The 16,924-nt window shown below is 61.3% G+C and carries 17 protein-coding genes; 10 read left to right on the plus strand and 7 right to left on the minus strand.

What is annotated here, in order from left to right; translation table 11 throughout:
- Window positions 1-8 precede the first annotated feature (8 nt).
- From dnaJ to ABXR19_RS14355, 3 genes are all read left to right on the plus strand, one after another.
- Complete coding sequence (gene dnaJ, locus ABXR19_RS14345) at window positions 9-1,139, plus strand: molecular chaperone DnaJ (RefSeq protein WP_354601825.1); 1,131 nt, start codon at window positions 9-11, stop codon at window positions 1,137-1,139.
- A gap of 99 nt (window positions 1,140-1,238) precedes the next feature.
- On the plus strand, window positions 1,239-1,640 hold the full coding sequence (locus ABXR19_RS14350) for a CidA/LrgA family protein (RefSeq protein WP_354601826.1): 402 nt from the start codon (window positions 1,239-1,241) through the stop codon (window positions 1,638-1,640).
- Entirely contained in the window at window positions 1,637-2,320 is a 684-nt protein-coding gene (locus tag ABXR19_RS14355; RefSeq protein ID WP_354601827.1) for an LrgB family protein, read from the plus strand. Before ABXR19_RS14350 ends, ABXR19_RS14355 begins: the two co-directional genes overlap by 4 nt.
- Window positions 2,321-2,383: 63 nt before the next feature.
- Here ABXR19_RS14355 and mnmL read toward each other — a convergent pair whose 3' ends face one another.
- Window positions 2,384-3,337 (minus strand): tRNA modification radical SAM protein MnmL/YtqA, encoded by a 954-nt coding sequence (mnmL, locus tag ABXR19_RS14360; protein WP_354601828.1) that lies wholly within the window; start codon window positions 3,335-3,337, stop codon window positions 2,384-2,386.
- Window positions 3,338-3,607: 270 nt separating this feature from the next.
- On the opposite strand from mnmL, the gene ABXR19_RS14365 reads away from it, so the two are divergent.
- From ABXR19_RS14365 to ABXR19_RS14380, 4 genes are all read left to right on the plus strand, one after another.
- Window positions 3,608-4,015: a transglycosylase SLT domain-containing protein gene (locus tag ABXR19_RS14365; protein ID WP_354601829.1), complete on the plus strand. Its 408-nt coding sequence runs from the start codon at window positions 3,608-3,610 to the stop codon at window positions 4,013-4,015.
- Between the two features lie 9 nt (window positions 4,016-4,024).
- A complete protein-coding gene (locus ABXR19_RS14370; RefSeq protein ID WP_354601830.1) occupies window positions 4,025-4,477 on the plus strand; it encodes an Ivy family c-type lysozyme inhibitor in 453 nt (150 codons plus the stop codon).
- Between the two features lie 107 nt (window positions 4,478-4,584).
- Window positions 4,585-5,472 carry a TIGR02285 family protein gene (locus ABXR19_RS14375; protein ID WP_354601831.1) on the plus strand — a complete coding sequence of 296 codons (888 nt, stop codon included), beginning with the start codon at window positions 4,585-4,587 and terminating at the stop codon, window positions 5,470-5,472.
- A 242-nt stretch (window positions 5,473-5,714) separates the two neighbouring features.
- The gene (locus ABXR19_RS14380) at window positions 5,715-7,052 is read left to right on the plus strand and encodes an HD-GYP domain-containing protein (protein WP_354601832.1); all 1,338 of its coding nucleotides are present in this window, start codon (window positions 5,715-5,717) and stop codon (window positions 7,050-7,052) included.
- Window positions 7,053-7,175: 123 nt separating this feature from the next.
- Here ABXR19_RS14380 and ABXR19_RS14385 read toward each other — a convergent pair whose 3' ends face one another.
- A complete protein-coding gene (locus ABXR19_RS14385; RefSeq protein WP_354601833.1) occupies window positions 7,176-9,077 on the minus strand; it encodes a potassium transporter Kup in 1,902 nt (633 codons plus the stop codon).
- Between the two features lie 219 nt (window positions 9,078-9,296).
- Here ABXR19_RS14385 and cobA point away from each other — a divergent pair, with 219 nt between their 5' ends.
- Window positions 9,297-10,070 carry a uroporphyrinogen-III C-methyltransferase gene (cobA, locus tag ABXR19_RS14390; protein WP_354601834.1) on the plus strand — a complete coding sequence of 258 codons (774 nt, stop codon included), beginning with the start codon at window positions 9,297-9,299 and terminating at the stop codon, window positions 10,068-10,070.
- Window positions 10,071-10,188: 118 nt separating this feature from the next.
- On the plus strand, window positions 10,189-12,222 hold the full coding sequence (locus ABXR19_RS14395) for a sensor histidine kinase (RefSeq protein WP_354601835.1): 2,034 nt from the start codon (window positions 10,189-10,191) through the stop codon (window positions 12,220-12,222).
- A 187-nt stretch (window positions 12,223-12,409) separates the two neighbouring features.
- Here ABXR19_RS14395 and queF read toward each other — a convergent pair whose 3' ends face one another.
- Together queF and lipP1 are read right to left on the minus strand one after the other, a co-directional pair.
- Window positions 12,410-13,249, minus strand: a complete 840-nt coding sequence (gene queF, locus ABXR19_RS14400; protein ID WP_354601836.1) for an NADPH-dependent 7-cyano-7-deazaguanine reductase QueF — start codon at window positions 13,247-13,249, stop codon at window positions 12,410-12,412.
- Window positions 13,250-13,314: 65 nt separating this feature from the next.
- Window positions 13,315-14,268, minus strand: coding sequence for a LipP1 family hormone-sensitive lipase (gene lipP1, locus ABXR19_RS14405; protein ID WP_354601837.1), 954 nt, complete (start codon window positions 14,266-14,268; stop codon window positions 13,315-13,317).
- A gap of 292 nt (window positions 14,269-14,560) precedes the next feature.
- On the opposite strand from lipP1, the gene ABXR19_RS14410 reads away from it, so the two are divergent.
- Window positions 14,561-14,854, plus strand: a complete 294-nt coding sequence (locus ABXR19_RS14410; RefSeq protein ID WP_354601838.1) for a hypothetical protein — start codon at window positions 14,561-14,563, stop codon at window positions 14,852-14,854.
- 272 nt (window positions 14,855-15,126) lie between these two features.
- Here the strand turns inward: ABXR19_RS14410 and ABXR19_RS14415 are convergent, their stop codons facing one another.
- The 3 genes from ABXR19_RS14415 to ABXR19_RS14425 form a co-directional block, all read right to left on the minus strand.
- A complete protein-coding gene (locus ABXR19_RS14415) occupies window positions 15,127-15,666 on the minus strand; it encodes a hypothetical protein (protein ID WP_354601839.1) in 540 nt (179 codons plus the stop codon).
- Window positions 15,667-15,855: 189 nt separating this feature from the next.
- On the minus strand, window positions 15,856-16,362 hold the full coding sequence (locus ABXR19_RS14420; RefSeq protein WP_354601840.1) for a DUF1993 domain-containing protein: 507 nt from the start codon (window positions 16,360-16,362) through the stop codon (window positions 15,856-15,858).
- 127 nt (window positions 16,363-16,489) lie between these two features.
- The gene (locus ABXR19_RS14425; RefSeq protein WP_354601841.1) at window positions 16,490-16,921 is read right to left on the minus strand and encodes a hydrogenase maturation protease; all 432 of its coding nucleotides are present in this window, start codon (window positions 16,919-16,921) and stop codon (window positions 16,490-16,492) included.
- Between the last annotated feature and the right edge of the window lie 3 nt (window positions 16,922-16,924).

A 16,924-nucleotide genomic window follows, 5' to 3' on the forward strand; every position in this document is an offset into this window, starting at 1 on the left:
GACCGACCATGGCAAAACGCGATTACTACGAAGTGCTCGGCCTCAGCCGCGACGCTTCGGACGACGACATTAAGAAGGCCTATCGCAAGATGGCCATGAAACACCATCCGGATCGAAATCCGGACGACAAGGGTGCCGAAGATAAATTCAAGGAGGCCAAGGAAGCCTACGAGATGCTGTCCGACGACCAGAAACGCGCAGCCTACGACCGTTACGGCCATGCTGGTGTGGATCAGTCCTCGGGAGGCGGCGGTTTCGGCGGCGGTCAGCAGGGCTTTGGCGATGCCTTCGGTGGCATCTTCGACGAAATCTTTGGCGGCGGTCGTGGAGGTGGCGGAGGCGGATCACGCGTGTATCGCGGCGGCGACTTACGCTACAACCTCGAAGTCACGCTGGAAGAGGCTGCACGCGGCGTCGAAAAAACCATCCGCATCCCCGTTCAGGAGGAATGTGGCAGCTGCAACGGCTCCGGCGCCAAGGCCGGCACCAAACCCAAGACCTGCCCGACCTGCGGCGGTGCCGGTCAGGTGCGCATGCAGCAAGGCTTCTTCTCGATCCAGCAGACTTGTCCGAAGTGTCACGGATCCGGCCGCGTCATCACCGACCCCTGCGGCGATTGCCACGGTGCTGGTCGCGTCAAGAAACAGAAGACACTGGAAGTGAAGATCCCGGCCGGTATCGATTCCGGCATGCGCCTGCGCCACGCCGGTTTCGGCGAACCCGGCGTGAATGGCGGGCCTCCGGGCGATCTGTTCGTCGAAATCCACATCAAGGAACACGCGGTCTTCCAGCGTGAAGGCGACGACCTGCATTGCGAGATGCCAATCAGCTTCGTCACCGCCGCCATCGGTGGCGAGATCAAGATTCCGACCCTGGACGGTGCGGCCTCGATCAAGATCCCGGCCGAAACGCAGACCGGCAAGGTCTTCCGCCTGCGCGGCAAGGGCATCAAGAACGTGCGCAGCGGCTATCACGGCGACCTGCATTGCCACGTCGTGATTGAAACGCCGGTAAAACTCACCGAGCGCCAGAAGGAACTGCTGCGCGAATTCGAGTCGACCTGCAAGGACGGTGGCGACAGCCACAATCCGCGCGCAAAGTCCTGGATGGACAAGGTGAAAAATTTCTTTGCCGATTAATGTTTGTCGGCAAGAAAACCAGCCCGCTTCGGCGGGCTTTTTCATGGCTGCGGCCGTATCATGCAAAGGCTTCTGTTGCAGACCCTCCGCATGACACCCTTGGCCCCAAAACTCCGCCGCTTCGCTCGCCTGCTTGTGCAAATCGGCGTTCTGATCCTGATCTGGCTGGCAGCTGTCGAACTCTCCGCCCGTTGGCTGCACAAGATTCCGCCCACCGTCAGCGGAATTGCCATCGCCTTGGCACTGCTCGGACTGGGCCTGCTCAAACGTGAATGGCTGGCCGATGGCGCAGCCTGGCTGCTGCGCGAAATGCTGCTGTTCTTCATCCCGGTGGTAATCGCCGTGCTGCAGTATCAGCAGATTTTGCAGGGCAAGCTGCTGGCAATTTTGCTGGTGATTGTCGGCAGCACCGCCTGCGTGATGATCGCCACCGCGCTGGCCGTGGATCTGGCTTGGCGTCTGGAAGCGCGCTGGCGCAAACATTTTGAGAACAAAGCATGACCCTGCTCACCGGCTTGTTCTGGCTGGCCCTGACCGTGCTGCTGTACGTCGCGATGCGCGGCATCCATCACCGCTTTCCGCGCGCCTGGCTGTCGCCGCTGATCGTGGTGCCGGCCGTGCTGATTGCGATTCTGCTGCTGGCCCACGTGCCTTACGCGGCCTACAACGCGCAAAGCCACTGGCTCAGCGCCATGCTCGGACCGGCCACGGTGGCGTTTGCGGTGCCCATCTTCGAATTCCGCCAGACCATCCGCAGGCACTGGTTTCCGCTGGTCGTCGGCGTCATCGTCGGCATGAGCGTGGCCGTGCTCAGCACCGTCTGGCTCAGTCGCCTGCTGGGCTTGCCCGAGCTGCTGGAACGCAGCCTGACGGTACGCTCGATCAGCACGCCCTTCGCGATTGCCGCCGCGCCGTCCATGGGCGGGCAGGCCGAACTGGCGGCGGTCTTCGTGGTGATCACCGGGCTGGTCGGCATGGTGCTGGGCGAATGGCTGCTGAGTTGGCTGCCCGTGCGCTCCAAGCTCGCCAAGGGCGCGCTGTTTGGCGCTGGAGCGCACGCGGTCGGCACCGTCACCGCACACAAGCGCGACACCGAAGAAGGCGTGATTTCCAGCCTGACCATGATCATCGCCGGCATCCTGATGGTGCTGCTGGCGCCGTGGATTTCACTCTGGGTTTAAACCTGTAGGAGCTAGCGAAGCTGGCGATCCCATCGTGGAAGAAATCGCCAGCTTCGCTAGCTCCTACAAAACGCCGGAAACCAGCCGTCCCTGCCATGTCTGACGTTCCTCCAAACGGGCCTCCAGCTTCGCCGGAAAGGCATGCAGGCGCATGCCCCAGTCCGGCGAGAGCAGCAGCGGTGGTGGCACCTCACTGCCCAGACGCTGGATCTTGATCGAGGGCGGCAACAGCTCCAACATGTCGATCACCTGATCGATGTAGGCAGCCGGATCGGACAAAGGAATGCTCGCCGGATCGCGCTGATACTGGATCGCCAGGCGGGTGTGGCGCACGATCTGCAGCTGATGGAACTTCAAGGCATCCAGCGGCAAAAGGGCCAGCTGGCGGGCACCTTCAAGCAGGCTGGCTGCAGACTCAAGCGGCAAGCCGATCAGCAGATGCCCGGTCACGAAAAGCCCGCGCGACGCGGCTCTGCGGATGGCATCCTGCGCGCAGGCAAAATCGTGGCCGCGCAGGCATTCGACGAGCACCGCATCCGAACAGGACTCAACGCCGATTTCCAGCTCGATGATGTGGCGCTGCGCCAGCTCGGCCAGATAGTCCAGCACCGCGTCCGGCAGACAGTCCGGCCGCGTGCCGATCACCAGCCCGGCGATGTCCGGATGCGCCAGCGCCTCGGCATAGGCCGCCTTCAGACGCGGCAGATCACCGTAAGTGTTTGAGTAACTCTGGAAATAAGCGAGGAACTTCAGCGTGCGCGGATAGCGCCGGCGCATGAACTCCACGCCCGTCGCAATCTGATCCGCCATGCGTGGCTGCTCGCGCAGATAGCTCGGAGAAAAGCCCTCGTTGTTGCAGAAGCTGCAGCCGCCCTGCCCCAGCGTGCCGTCGCGGTTCGGGCAGGTAAAGCCAGCGTCGATGCTGATCTTCTGCACCCGTCCGCCATGCGTGCGCCGCACCCAGTCGTTGTAGACGTGGTAGCGGCGGCCGGAAAACTCATCGGGAAGCAGCGTCATCAAGCGGCAAGAAGAATGAACAGCCGACAGGGTAGGTTGATCCGAGCGCCTGCGCCCTGTTTTGCATCAAGCCTGCCTGAAGAGGCTTGCTGCGCCTTAGCCTTCAGCAGGCATGCCCGAAGATGCCCGTGCAGCAAGCCTCTTCAGGCAGCCGGTCACGGCACAAAGCCACCGCCACTGCTCGGTCAAATCCCGCCCAATAGCCTGCAAAGCCTTGCGCCAGAGCGGGCGCCGGGTGATTCTCGCGTACCCAAAAAAAGGATCAACCCCATGACCCACGATGAAATCAAACAGCTGGTACAAGCGAACAACAAGTCCAAAGAGTTTTCGAACGAGTTTGTAATCTGCCTGATCTGGAAAGAATCCGGCTTCGAGCCCGCCGTCAAAAATACCAAGTCCAGCGCCACCGGCCTGATGCAGATGACCAAGGGCGCGGTAGACATGGTCAACAAATGCTCACCCAAAGGTGTTCACTTCGAGCACAGCGAGATGACCGATGCGGCCAAAAACATCCAGTGCGCCACGCTGTATCTGGATATTGCCAAGAACAAACTCGGCGGCATCGATACAAGCTATGGCACCGGCGCGGGTTACTCGAAGAAGATTTTCGTCTGTGAAGCCTGCATGAAAGAAGACAGCGCCCACCCGATCGCTGCGCTCCACAAAATCCATCTCTGAGGCCACACGATGAAAATACTCTCCACACTCTTCCTGTCTGTCCTGCTGCTATGTGCCGCCCCAAGCCAGGCCGCGGATGACTGGAATGGCCTGCACGCCTGGGTCGGCCGTTACCCCTCCGAGCACGTCGCTGGCCCCTTGCCGCTGCTCGCCCAGCCCGCGCTGAAGGCCGCACTGGGCAAGCTCCTGCCCAAAGCCGAACGGCAGACACTGGCTCGCCTGGATGTTGAAACGCCAGTGCGCCAGAGTGGCGACACCCTGATCATCCACCTGTGCCGTCCCCGCAACTGCCCGACCGATCTGGCCATGATCGTCGTGCTGCCCTCTCAAAAGAAAGTCTGGGCGGGCTTTTTTACCCGCGAGGCCGGGCGCATCTCTACACGCTGGTATGGCAATCAGGACGATTACATGAGCCTGCCCGAAGAGCTTCGCAAGGAATTTGCCACGCGCCACGGCAACTGAGGCCACAACCCAAAGCATGGATTATGCAAATTTGTAAGTCCTGGCTTGCGGCAAGGCGCTGTCGCCATCTATGCTTTGTGAATCTTCCTGCCTGTGTTTGCAACACCATGCGCCTGCTGATTTCGCTGCTGTGCCCGATCTGCCTGAGCCTGATGATCAGCCCGCTATTAGCGCAGGTCCCCGCCAAATCAGTAGTGTGGTTCCACAGCGACTTCCCCCCCATTTCGATCATCAGCGGCCCCTTCAAGGATCGCGGCGCCGCCGATCAATGGGGTGCTCTGCTGATGCAGCAAATGCCGGACTACCAGCACGAGCTGATCCCTGCCAATGCCGCACGCCTGCAAGAAGAAATGAAGCAGCGCGGCAATGGCTGCAGCCGCGCATTGCTGAAGAATCCGGAACGCGAGAAAAACTTCATTTTTTCCGAGCCACTGGTGAGCTTTTTACCGAATGGGCTGATCACCCTGCGCAGTCGCAAAGCCGACCTGGAACCCTTCCTGAACGAGCGCGGCGAGCTGCGTCTGGACGCCTTGCTGAACGCCAGAAAGTTCGAAATCGCCGTGGCCGCGGGACGCAGCTTTGGCCCCAGCATTGATCCCGTGCTGCAAGCGGGCAGCGCACAAGGCAAACTCGTCCAGTTCAATGCCAGCGACCTGTTTTCGAGCGGCCTGCTGCGGCTCAGCAATCATCAGGGCGTCGATGCGGTCATGGGCTATGCCATCGAGCTGAGCTGGGCGATCCGGCGCTTCGACCTCAAACCCAGTCAGTTCTGGTTCATCCCGGTAGAAGGCGAAACAGCCCTGCTCCCGGTGCATATCGCCTGCTCGCGCAGCCCGACGGGCGAGGCGATCATCGGCCAGATCAACGCGCTGGTGCATGAGGGCAAGCTACCCGATGCGGCGGCGCGCGCCTATCGCGACTGGCTGCCGGCCGACATCGCACAATATTACGACCGTCGACGCAAACCCGCGGCCAGCGGAAAGCGCAGCAAATAGCCTCAACGCAGGCACGATTCATTTACCCTTCCGTCCCCCTCCAGTGAGGCTCGCATCGGCCGTTAACTCCAACGATGCGTAGTTTCTCGAGGGGAGGGAACGATGAAAATAGTACTGGCACCACGAGACGCCCTTCGAAACAGGGAGAGCTACCCGCTATTGATCGACGGGAAAAGACAAAAAGCACGCAAGCAGCTAGCCTCGGCTGCCGGCATCAAGCTCCGCGCGAGGCACTGACCCGCATGAGCCCTCCCGACCCCCACGATCCCGCCATCCCTGCGCTGCCAACGCAGGCCAACCCGCATTTCCTGCGTGCTCTGAGCTCGCTGGCCGAGGAAACCGAGGTGCAGGCCAGCGAAGATGTATTCGCACAGAACGGCACGAAATTACTGGCACGCGGTGCGCGCATCACGCCCGGCCTGTACGAGCAGATCATCAACCACCGTCTACGGACCCCGCTGGAAACCAGCCTGGCCAGCGCCGAAGGGCTGGACACTGCGGCGCTGTGCCGTGTGGCCGAACAGGCGCTGGACGAAACTCCGCTGCTACGCAGTTTCTGTCACTGGTCGCAGGGGCGGGTCACGCCACTGGGCATGCTTGAACACCTGCATTTCTCACCCCAGGCCTGCACCCTTCTCGCCGTCGCTGATCGCCACTCACCGGCCAATCGCCCACATCATGTCCGCGTGGCGCTGATCGCCATGGGTCTGGCCAATGCCTGGCGCTACAACGACGCGCATCTGCTTGCCAGCATGGGCGTAGCCGGGCTGTTTCACGACGTCGGCGAACTGTATGTCGACCCGGCGCTGAGCCAGCGCGGCCACGAAATTTCAACGCGCGAATGGATGGCTTTTTCGGCACATCCGATCATCGGCGCAGCCCTCGCGCGCGAAGTCGCCAAGCTCGACAAGCTCACCCAGGCGGCCATTCTTGATCATCACGAACGCATCGATGGCTTCGGCTATCCGCGCGCGCGCCGCCGCGCCGAAGTGTCCGTCGGTGGACAGATTCTGGGCCTGGCAGAAATGATTTCGGCATTGGTCAGCCGCGAACAGCCGCGCCAGCATCTGAGCGTCGCGCTGAAGATCCTGCCGGGCGAATTCGCCCCCGATCTGGTCAGCCTAATCGGCGCCCTGTGCGAAGACTGCCCGCCCGACACACCCACCGAATCAGAAGAAAGCGACATGCCGGACGACATCCACCGGGTCTTCGCCCGCATCGCTGCCACTCAGGAAATTTACGCAAACTGGCAAACCAGTAATTACAAATTTTCGCCTGCCGCCGAATCCGCTACCCACGACGTATTCGAGCGCTTCATCGGTGTACAAAAGGCCTTTGCCAGCACAGGCATGGACAGTTTCGAGGTGATTGCGCCTCTGCTCTCGCCAGCCGAGTTGCGCGAAGCGCGCGTGGAAGCGCGCTGCGTACTGAACGAGATCTTCTGGCGCCTGACCCGCATCGCGCGCGAACTGGCCCTGCGCTGCATGAAACTGCCGGAAGGCGAAGCGCAGGTGCTGATGCAACTGGTGGATGCGCTGGCCGGGAAAATCTGCGCCGAGGATTCAAAACTGGCGGCCTGAAGAGCCGCACTCAGCTTGGTTCTTCAGCACACCTGCCCGGACTGGCTCGCCCCATAAGACTCTTCAGCACACCCACCCGAAAAGGACCGCTCCATGCGGTTCTTCAGCAAGGCCGTCAAATAATCAAAGCTCGACCTGGGTGCCGAACTCCACCACACGATTAGGCGGAATTTTGAAGAAATCCGCCGCGCTGCTGGCGTTGCGGAACATGAAGAAGAACAGGCGCTCGCGCCACATCGCCATGCCCGGCTTGATGTGCGGCACCAGCCGCTCGCGGCCGAGGAAGAAGGTGCTTTCCATCATCCGGAATTCAAGCTGGCCCTTCTCTGTCGCCTGCGCCATCGCTTCGGGCACGTCCGGCTCGTCCTTGAAACCGTAGCGCACATACATCCGATAGAAGCCGTAGTCGAGCTCTTCAATTTCCACCCGGTCAATCTCCGGCACCACCGGCACATCTTCGATCATCACCGAGAGCAGCACCACGCGCTCATGCAGCACTTTGTTGTGCAACAGGTTGTGCAGCAGCGGGCGCGGTACGCCCTGCGTGTTGGAGGTCATGAAAATGCCGGCCCCTTCCACACGCCGGGGCGGGGAATGAAACAAGGAAGAAATGAAGATATCCAGCGGCATGGTTTCCAGCCGGGTGCGCTCCGACAGCAAGGTGCGACCGCGATGCCAGGTGGCCAGCAGCGTGAAGATCGCCCCGCCCATGGCCAGCGGAAACCAGCCTCCATCAAGCACCTTGACCGAACAGGCAATCACGAAGGCCAGATCGACGATCAGGAACCCCACCAGGAAAGGAATGCTTTGGAACCAGCGCCATTTCCACAAGGCCTGCACCACGATGAAGGCCAGCAGCGTATCGATCAGCATCGTGATCGTCACCGCAATGCCGTACGCGGAGGCCAGATTGCTCGATGAACGGAAACCCAGCACCAGCGCGATCACGGCCAGCAGCAAGGTCCAGTTGATGCCCGGCACATAGACTTGCCCGATTTCGCGGGCCGAGGTGTGGATATAGGCAATCCGCGGGCAATAGCCCAGCTGGGTCGCCTGACGGGTCAGCGAAAATGCGCCGGAAATCACTGCTTGCGAGGCAATGATGGTTGCCAGCGTCGACAAACCCACCATCGGATACAGCGCCCAGTCCGGCGCCAGCAGATAGAAGGGGTTACGCACCGTGGCCGCATCGCTAAGCAGCAAAGCGCCCTGCCCCAGATAATTCATGTACAGGCAGGGCAGCACCAGAAAGAACCAGGCCAGCTTGATCGGCCGCCGGCCAAAGTGGCCCATGTCGGCATATAAGGCCTCGCCGCCGGTCACCGCCAGCACGACGGCGCCCAGCGCCAGAAAGCCATGCAGGCGGTGTTCAATGAAAAAATTCGCGCCATACCAGGGATTGATCGCCGCCAGCACACTCGGGTGATGAATCACCTGGGCGAGCCCTAATCCTCCCAGAGTCAGGAACCATATGACCATGACCGGCCCGAACAAGGCGCCTACGCTGGCCGTGCCCTTGCTCTGCATCCAGAAAAATCCGATCAGCACGACAATCGTGATCGGCACCACATATTTGTGCATACCCGGTGCGGCGATCTCCAGACCTTCCACCGCCGAGAGCACCGACATCGCCGGCGTGATCACCCCGTCGCCATAGAACAATGCGGCGCCGAAGATTCCCAACGCCGTCAGCGCCCACATCATGCGCGGAGAGGCATTCACCGCCGCACGTTGCGCCAGCGCCGTCAGGGCCATGATGCCGCCCTCACCCCGGTTGTCGGCACGCATGATGAACAGCACGTACTTCAAGGACACGATCAGCATCAGCGCCCAGAACACCAGCGACAAGATGCCCAGCACGTTATCGTGATTGACCGCGATGCCGTGCCCGCCGAACACCTCTTTCATCGTATAGAGCGGGCTGGTGCCGATATCCCCGAAAACCACGCCGACCGCAGCCAGCGTAAGCCCCGCCAGACGCTTGCGTGAAACTTCCGTAGCGTGCCCTGATGCTGTTTGTGACATTGATTACCCTGTCGTCCCTGGCGGAGCGGGGACTGATTCTGTCTGAAAGTGCGGCGAAACTACCATCCTGTGTGCTCAGGAACAATCCCGCAGCATCCGAAGTGTTGGATTCAGGGTAATCCCTCTCGCCAGAACGATCCACATAAGGCCTACCACACGGCTCAAGCGGCCATTACGCGCATTCGCGCAAGTTGTGCGAAGCCGCTAAACTTCTGCCCCATGGAAACAAGCACGCTCAACAACACCCCGCCGGGCACGGTTTATCTGGTTGGGGGTGGCCCCGGCGATCCGGAACTGCTCACTCTGAAAGCCGCACGCCTGCTCGCTGCGGCGGATGTGGTGGTGTACGACAATCTGGTCAGCGCCGCCGTGCTGGCCCACGCACGCGCCGATGCGGAACATATTTACGTCGGCAAGAAAGCCGGCAATCACGCCCTGCCCCAGCTGGACATCAACAAGCTGCTCGTCACTCTGGCTTTGCAGGGCAAGCAGGTGGTGCGCCTCAAAGGTGGCGATCCTTACATTTTCGGGCGCGGTGGCGAAGAGGCCGAAACCCTGCGCGCCGCCAACATCCCCTTCGAGGTGGTGCCCGGCGTCACCTCTGCAGCCGGTGCGGCCGCTTACGCTGGCATTCCGCTGACGCACCGCGAACACGCCCAGTCCTGCTTCTTTGTCACCGGCCATCTCAAGGACGAAGGCTGCAAACTCGACTGGCCCACCCTGGCCCGCCCCGGCCAAACGCTGGTGATCTACATGGGCCTGACTTCGCTGCCCGACATCAGCCGCGAACTGATTGCCCACGGCATGGATCCCGCCACGCCCGCGGCCTGTGTGCGCCGCGCCACCCTGCCCGACCAGCAAACCCTGACCGGCACGATTGCCACGCTGCCGCAGATCGTTATTGACGCGGGAATCAAACCGCCAGCGCTGCTGATTATTGGCGGAGTTGTCGCGCTGCATCACAAACTCGACTGGTTCAGCGAGCGCACCTGAACCTTGGCCAATGTGGCATCCCCGCCACAAAGTCGCCTGCAGCCCGGTCCGGCATGCCAGAATCCGGGCACATTGCGGCGCCGCCATGCACGGCCGCCACTGCAACAAAGGGGAAGGCATGCGCAAGCTGATCTCATTCATCCTGGCTGTGCTGTGCTGCAGCGCCTTGCACTGCCACGCAAGCGAAACCTCCACCGAAATTCCCGTCAGCTGGCAAACACTGAGCGATGGCAGCGGGCGCGCCCTGGCAGAAATCCGTAGCCTGCCTGATGCCCACTGGCAAGCCCTGCAAGACGGCACCCTGAGCTTGGGCTTCACCCGCGAGGCTGCCTGGCTACGCAGCACGATCATCCCACGCGACAAGAGCGGCTACGTCATCGAACTCTCCAATCCCCTGCTGGATCAGGCCACGCTCTACGTCCTGCGCGCCGACGGCAGCCTGGAGCGACAAAGCGGCGGCCTCGAAGAATCCGCCCGGGATCTCAAACTGGGGCCTTATCACAATCAGGTTTTCGAGTTCGACATCGAGCAAGCAGACGAACCCGTGACAATTTATTTACGCCTGAATGCCAAGCGCCCACTGATCGCCTGGCCCCGCGTTTATGAAGACACCCACTTCTACCGCCAGAGCTTCACCCAGCGCCTGTGGTTGGGACTCTACGGCGGCGTGTTCTTCGCCCTCAGCCTGCTCAGCCTGATGGTCTGGAGCACCACGCGTGATCGCGGCTATGCCGACTTTCTGCTCTTCATCGCCAGCAGCGGGCTTCTTCAGGGTCATCTGCTCGGCATGCTGCACGAACAGGCGCAGCTCCAGTCAGCCCCGATCATGGCATTTGCCGGCATCCTGCTGCCGGTAATCGCTGGCGTCGCCTTTGCCCACTTCGCCCGCCGCTTTCTCGACCTGAAACGCAGCAACCCGCGCGCCGATCTGCTCATGCGCCTGTGCATGGTACTGGAGCTGTGCATCCTGCCCCTTTACGCCATCGCCGGCGCGCGTTACGCCATTCCGGCCGACTACCTGATGGGCGCCTTCACCGGCGCTGCGGGCCTGTTCGTCGGCATTCAAGCCTTTCGCCAAGGCAATCGTGCGGCCCGCTTCTACCTCGTCGCCAATGGCATCCTCTTCACAGGTGGCAGCCTGCATGTCGCCAATGGTTTCGGCCTGCTCCACGCCACCCCGATTACACTCTATGCCTTCCCGCTCGCCGCCGCACTCAACGTCCTCGTCATCGCCTTCGCCCTGGCTGACAAAGTCAATCTGCTGCAACGCGCACACATCCAGGCCCAGAACGACCGCCTGATCGCCGAGCAACAGATCATCGAAGTCCTGCGCGAATCCGAACTCCAGCTTGAATCCCGCGTGCAGGAACGCACCACCCAGCTTGAAGAAGCCCTGGCCCTGCAGCGCCAGCAACACGAAGCGCTGGAGCGCAACAACCGCAGCCTGTCCGAATTGCACGAGGAGCGCGGCGCCTTCCTGCAGATTGCTGCGCATGATCTGAAAAACCCCACCGCCGCGATCATCAGCTACGTCGATCTGCTGCGCGAGCGCTGGCACGCCTGGGACGACGAGAAGAAGATCAACCGTCTGGGCAATGTACGCAGCATGGCCCAGCTGATTTTCGACATCATCCGCAACCTGCTCGACATCAACGCCATCGAGACCGGCCACTACGCCCTGCGCCCGGTCAGCGTTGATGCACGCGAAAGCATCAAGGGCGTGTGCGAAAGCTACCGTCAGCGCGGCGAAGCCAAGGACATCCGCCTGAGTCTGGAACTGCCCGATGCGCCGCTCAGGCTCATGGTCGACAAGACCGCCCTGCACCAGATCATCGACAATCTGGTCTCCAACGCCATCAAATATTCGCCGCATGGGCGCAAGGTCCATGTCCGCCTGGAAGAGGAGAGTGGCCACGCCCTGCTCCAGATCCGCGACGAAGGCCCCGGCATTTCAGAAGAAGATCAGGGCCGCCTGTTCCGCAAATTCGCCCGCCTCACCGCCCGCCCCACCGGCGGCGAACACTCCACCGGACTCGGCCTCTCGATCGTCAAGCACATCGTCGAAGCCAGCGGCGGCAAAGTCGGCTGCATCAGCCGGCTCGGCGAAGGCGCGACTTTCTTTGTGTGTTTGCCGCTTGCCGCCTGCGGCTGAGTGCTGAGTGCTGAGTGCAGAGTGCAGAGTGCAGAGTGCAGAGTGCAGAGTGCAGAGTGCGTAATCAGTATGCTCCGAGAGCCGCCCCCGTATTGCCTCTGTAACACACCCACCCGAAGACCGTTGCTGGGAGCGGCTCTGCAAGCAAGCCCACTCAGCACTCAATCCTCATTGCTCAGCACTGAATTTACTGCCTGACCTCGAACAGATTGTCCGCCACCCAGCCCTCGTGACTGCTGCGGAAAGGGTTGATGTCCAAGCCGCCGCGCCGGGTGTAACGCGCCCACACCACCAGCTGGCTCGGCGCACACTGGCGCTGGATGTCGGTGAAGATGCGCTCCACGCATTGCTCGTGGAATTCGTTGTGTTCGCGAAACGAGATGATGTAGCGCAGCAGCGATTCGCGATCAATCGCCGCGCCGCTGTATCGCACCACCACCGCGCCCCAATCCGGCTGGCCGGTGACCAGACAATTGGATTTGAGCAGGTGCGAGTAGAGCATCTCGTCCTCCACCGTGTGTTCCGCATTCACGCGCAACAAACCGGGCTGCGGCGAATATTGCGTTACCTCGATATCCAGCGCATCCAGACACACGCCCTGCACGTAACCCATCATGCGGCGCGGCTGGCGCTCCATCGGCGTGATCGACACATGCACGCCAGCGCCCGCGGCGGCCGACAGATCACGCGCGATGGTCGCCGACACGGCCTCGGCATTTTCCATGCGCGTCTGGTTGAAGGAGTTCAGATAGAGCTTCAACGACTTCGATTCGATCAGGCGCGGCGAGTAGGCCGGCACACGGAATTCGCCTATTGCCACCACCGGCTTGCCGCGCGGATTCAGCCAGGACAGTTCGTAGGCATTCCACAGATCCTCGCCCACGAAAGGCAGCTTGTCCGGATGCAGCCCCAACTCATCGCGTTTTTGCTGGCGGGGAATCGGGAACAGCAGTTGTGGCGCGTACTCGCTGCAGTAATCCGTAGCCCGGCCCAGCGGGGAGTTCTCAGGGGACAGATTTTCGTTCATGGCAATTCCTGCTTTGATGTAGGAGCGGCCTCTGGCCGCGAGCATTTCGCGGCCAGAGGCCGCTCCTACGAAATCCGGGCCGCGCGCAAAGCGGCGGCAATCTCATCCAGCGCCATCCGCGCTTCGACAAACAATTTAAACATCGTCACGAAACCATGCACCATGCCTTCAAACTGTAGATGACGCGCGGCCACGCCACTCGCCACCAGTTTGGCCGCATAGGCCGCGCCATCATCGGCCAGCGGATCGCATTCGGCTGTAATTACCAGCGCCGGCGGCAAGCCCGCATGGCTCGCCGCGAGCATCGGCGAAGCACGCCAGTCGTGCTTTTCCAGCTCGCGCGCGAAATAATTGTGCTGAAACCAGAGCATGGTTTCACGCTCCAGAAAATGCCCGGCACCGTACTGCCGCGCACTCCCGAATTCGGTCAGCAAATCCGTCGCCGGATAGATCAGCAACTGCTGCGCAATCGCCGGCCCGCCAGCATCGCGCGCCATCAGACACAACACCGCCGCCAGCGTGCCGCCCGCCGAATCGCCGCCCACCGTGACCTGCGCCGCATCCAGTTGCAACCCCGCCGCCGCGCTCGCCAGCCACTTCAGCGCAAACCAGGCGTCATCCACCCCGGCCGGAAACTGGTGCTCCGGCGCCAGGCGGTAATCCAGCGCCAGCACCGCAATCCCGCAAGCATTCGCCAGCGCGCGACACCAGGGATCGTAACTCTCCAGATCACCCAGCACCCAACCGCCGCCATGCAACCACAGCATCACCGGCAAGACCGTCTCCGGGCTTGTCCCGGCAGGCCGGTACAGGCGCGCCGGCAATGCTCCGCCAGCATGCTCGCGACGCGAAATTTCGATATCGACGGCCGAAGCCACCGCCTCTGGCTCTTCGCGATAGGCGTACATCAACTTGTAGAAACTGCGCCGCGCCACCTCCACCGGCAGCTCGTGCAGACGCGGCGCATCGATGCGGTGAAGCATGTCGAGCAAAACGGCGGCGCGGGGAGCGAGAGGCATGGAGTGATTCCGGGGCGAGGCTGGATTTTAACAGGCGAACCCGTGACCCAAGCCAAACCCGTGCCGGGAAAGCAGGAATAGCGCTTGCCATTCCCCGGCCCAGCGCGCAGCATGCAAAGGCTCGATCCGCAAGCAGCCAGGCCTGATTCACGGAGCCCTCCCGGCACCCTCCTTCCCCGCCTCCCGCTCTGCAGGCGGCCTTCCGGCAAGTTCATCTCCGCTTTTCATGCTGTCGCCACTGCGCCAGCCATCGACCAGCTTTTAGCCATCCGCTCTTTTCAGAAAGCAAAAAATGAACAGCATCGAGATCTGCCACTACAAGGGCTTCTCAGCCCAAGCCCTCGTTTACAAAGACGGCTCCGGTGACCCGCGCGCCCACGTCCGCACCTTCAAGGTCGCCGTGCGCATCAGCCGCGACGACGATCCGGCCCGCACCAGCTCGCTGTTCAAACTCCCGCTGGGCGCCCCCTACGAAAGCCTGGGCGACGCCCGCCGCGCCGGCTGGGAACACGCCCGCCAGATCATCGACGGCAAAGTGCCGGGATCTTCGCTGGATGCTGCCTCGGCCGAAGCCCCACAAGCCTGATTAGCTGCACGACGGCAGACCCGCATCGCGCGGGCCTGTCCAGCTCACCTGCCTGCACAAGCCGGCCCCACGGCGCGGTGCACGGCAGGCACCTGAAGAAGCAAGCCAGACGACGCTCTTCAGCAAATATCACGGCAACAATGCCGTCACCCCAATGATCGGCACCAGTTCACCTCGACCCCACAGCCTCGCTATTCCAGCGCCGGGCGAGTGAATCAAATCGCCCCTAATTGATGCCAGGACTTTGGGACGCAAAAGCTCAACAGTCAAACTCAGTGGTGCCGCTTCTTGGCGTCGGCCGCTGCGGCCTGTTGGGCGGCGACCTCCATTGGCATGAACATGCCAATAAGCTCTATTTGATATGTTTCGAATTCTTTTCGCTTCTTGTCGATGAGTTCAAGCAAGCTGGACTCATCTACTTTCGGCATTCGTTCCAAAGCCACCATAAAATCCACGGCAAAACGCTCAATTCCAATTCCGATAAGGCATACCTCACGAAATTTCTCACTCGGCTTGAATATCGAATTCAAGATCGTCAGCAGCGTTAAAGTCAGACTAAGCGGAAAAACCATAGCCTCCGCCGGCAACCAGTCCGAGCCAGGATTCTTGAGACTGATCAATACGGAAATCAGTGCCGAAATGATCGGGATAATGGTAAGCAGGATGAAACCGAACCACTTGTAAAAGCGGACTTTGCTTGCCACATTCTTGCTTGTCATTTCAAATGTTCTGGACAGGGTATCCAAGGGGTGGCAGTGCTTCCTGTATCCCTTTTCCTGCAATACGCCCAGTGCATCGATAGTAAAGGTCATTACACTCCCTCCCACCGTTACAGCGTAGCCCAATTTGTTCAGGGCACAGTTTTCGGCATGAAGCCGGCGCTTGCGCCGCGACTACGCGACGCTTCACAATTTAAAATAGCTTGTAGATTTCACTTCTGCCGTCGGCTGTAATTGCCTGACTCCTGCCGGAGACGACCACAAGCAAGCCAAGCTTAAGCCTCAGCGACTGCCCAGAAAATCCCGCTTGCCGATCTCGACGCCGTTGTGGCGCAGGATGTTGTAAGCCGTGGTGACGTGGAAATAGAAGTTGGGCAATACCCAGTTAAGCAGGTAATCCGCGCCCTTGAATTCGAGCCTGGTTTCGTGAAGCTGCAGCACGATGTCACGCGCTTCACTGGCATTGATCTGGTCGGCGCTGACGCCATCGAGGAAGGCGATGGTTTTGGCGATGCGCACCTGCAGTTCTTCAAAGCTGGTTTCGGTGTCTTCGAATTTTGGAATCTCGACACCGGCCAGACGTGCAGCACAGCCTTTGGCCTGGTCGGTGGCGATCTGGACCTGACGCGCGAGGGCAAACATATCCGGAAACAGACGCGCATTGACGAGCACGGCGGGCTCGATCTTCTTCGTCTGGGCGTGCTCGGCGGCCTTGGCGAGAATGGCCGCGAGGCTGCTCAGGGTTTTCTTCAGGGCAGGAATCGACGCTTCGTACATTGTGAGTGCCATGTTGCAGTGTCCTTGGTGAGTCGGGTCGAGGCATTCTACTGCCGGCAGATGGCCGAAATCAGCATTACGCCAAACGGATTCCGGGTATCGGCTTTCCAAGTGCTCCTGCCTGGTGTGAGTGCAGCGATCAAATCTCCGTCAGCATCGTCCTGACTCGCTGCGCCAGCCCCTCAATCCACGCATCCTCGATTTCAGCTTCGGGATGCACCACGTCCAGGACCAGCACCCACAGGCATTCTGCAGGCATACCCAGTGCAGAGGCAAGCTGGACGGCCTCCACCAGCCCGAGGCCGTGGGAAGACAGGCGCAGCGCGGCTCTTGTCAGGTCTGTCGCACGCAATACGTGAATCGTGCCGGCCGGGCCATCGCCAAGCAGGGCGTCGATGACGATGGCGCGCGGGGCATCGAGCAGCAGCGGGGTAAGTTCGCTGGGCAAGCTGCAGGCGACGAGCTTGACCGGCGCCGGCAGGCTGGCGTGCTGCAGAGCATCGATCACAACCCAGCCGAGGCGGTCGGCACCGTGCGGCGAGCCGATACCGGCGACAAGGATTTCACCCATGGC

This window comes from Uliginosibacterium flavum, from assembly GCF_040566545.1.
In the GTDB taxonomy this organism is placed as follows: Bacteria; Pseudomonadota; Gammaproteobacteria; order Burkholderiales; family Rhodocyclaceae; genus Uliginosibacterium; species Uliginosibacterium flavum.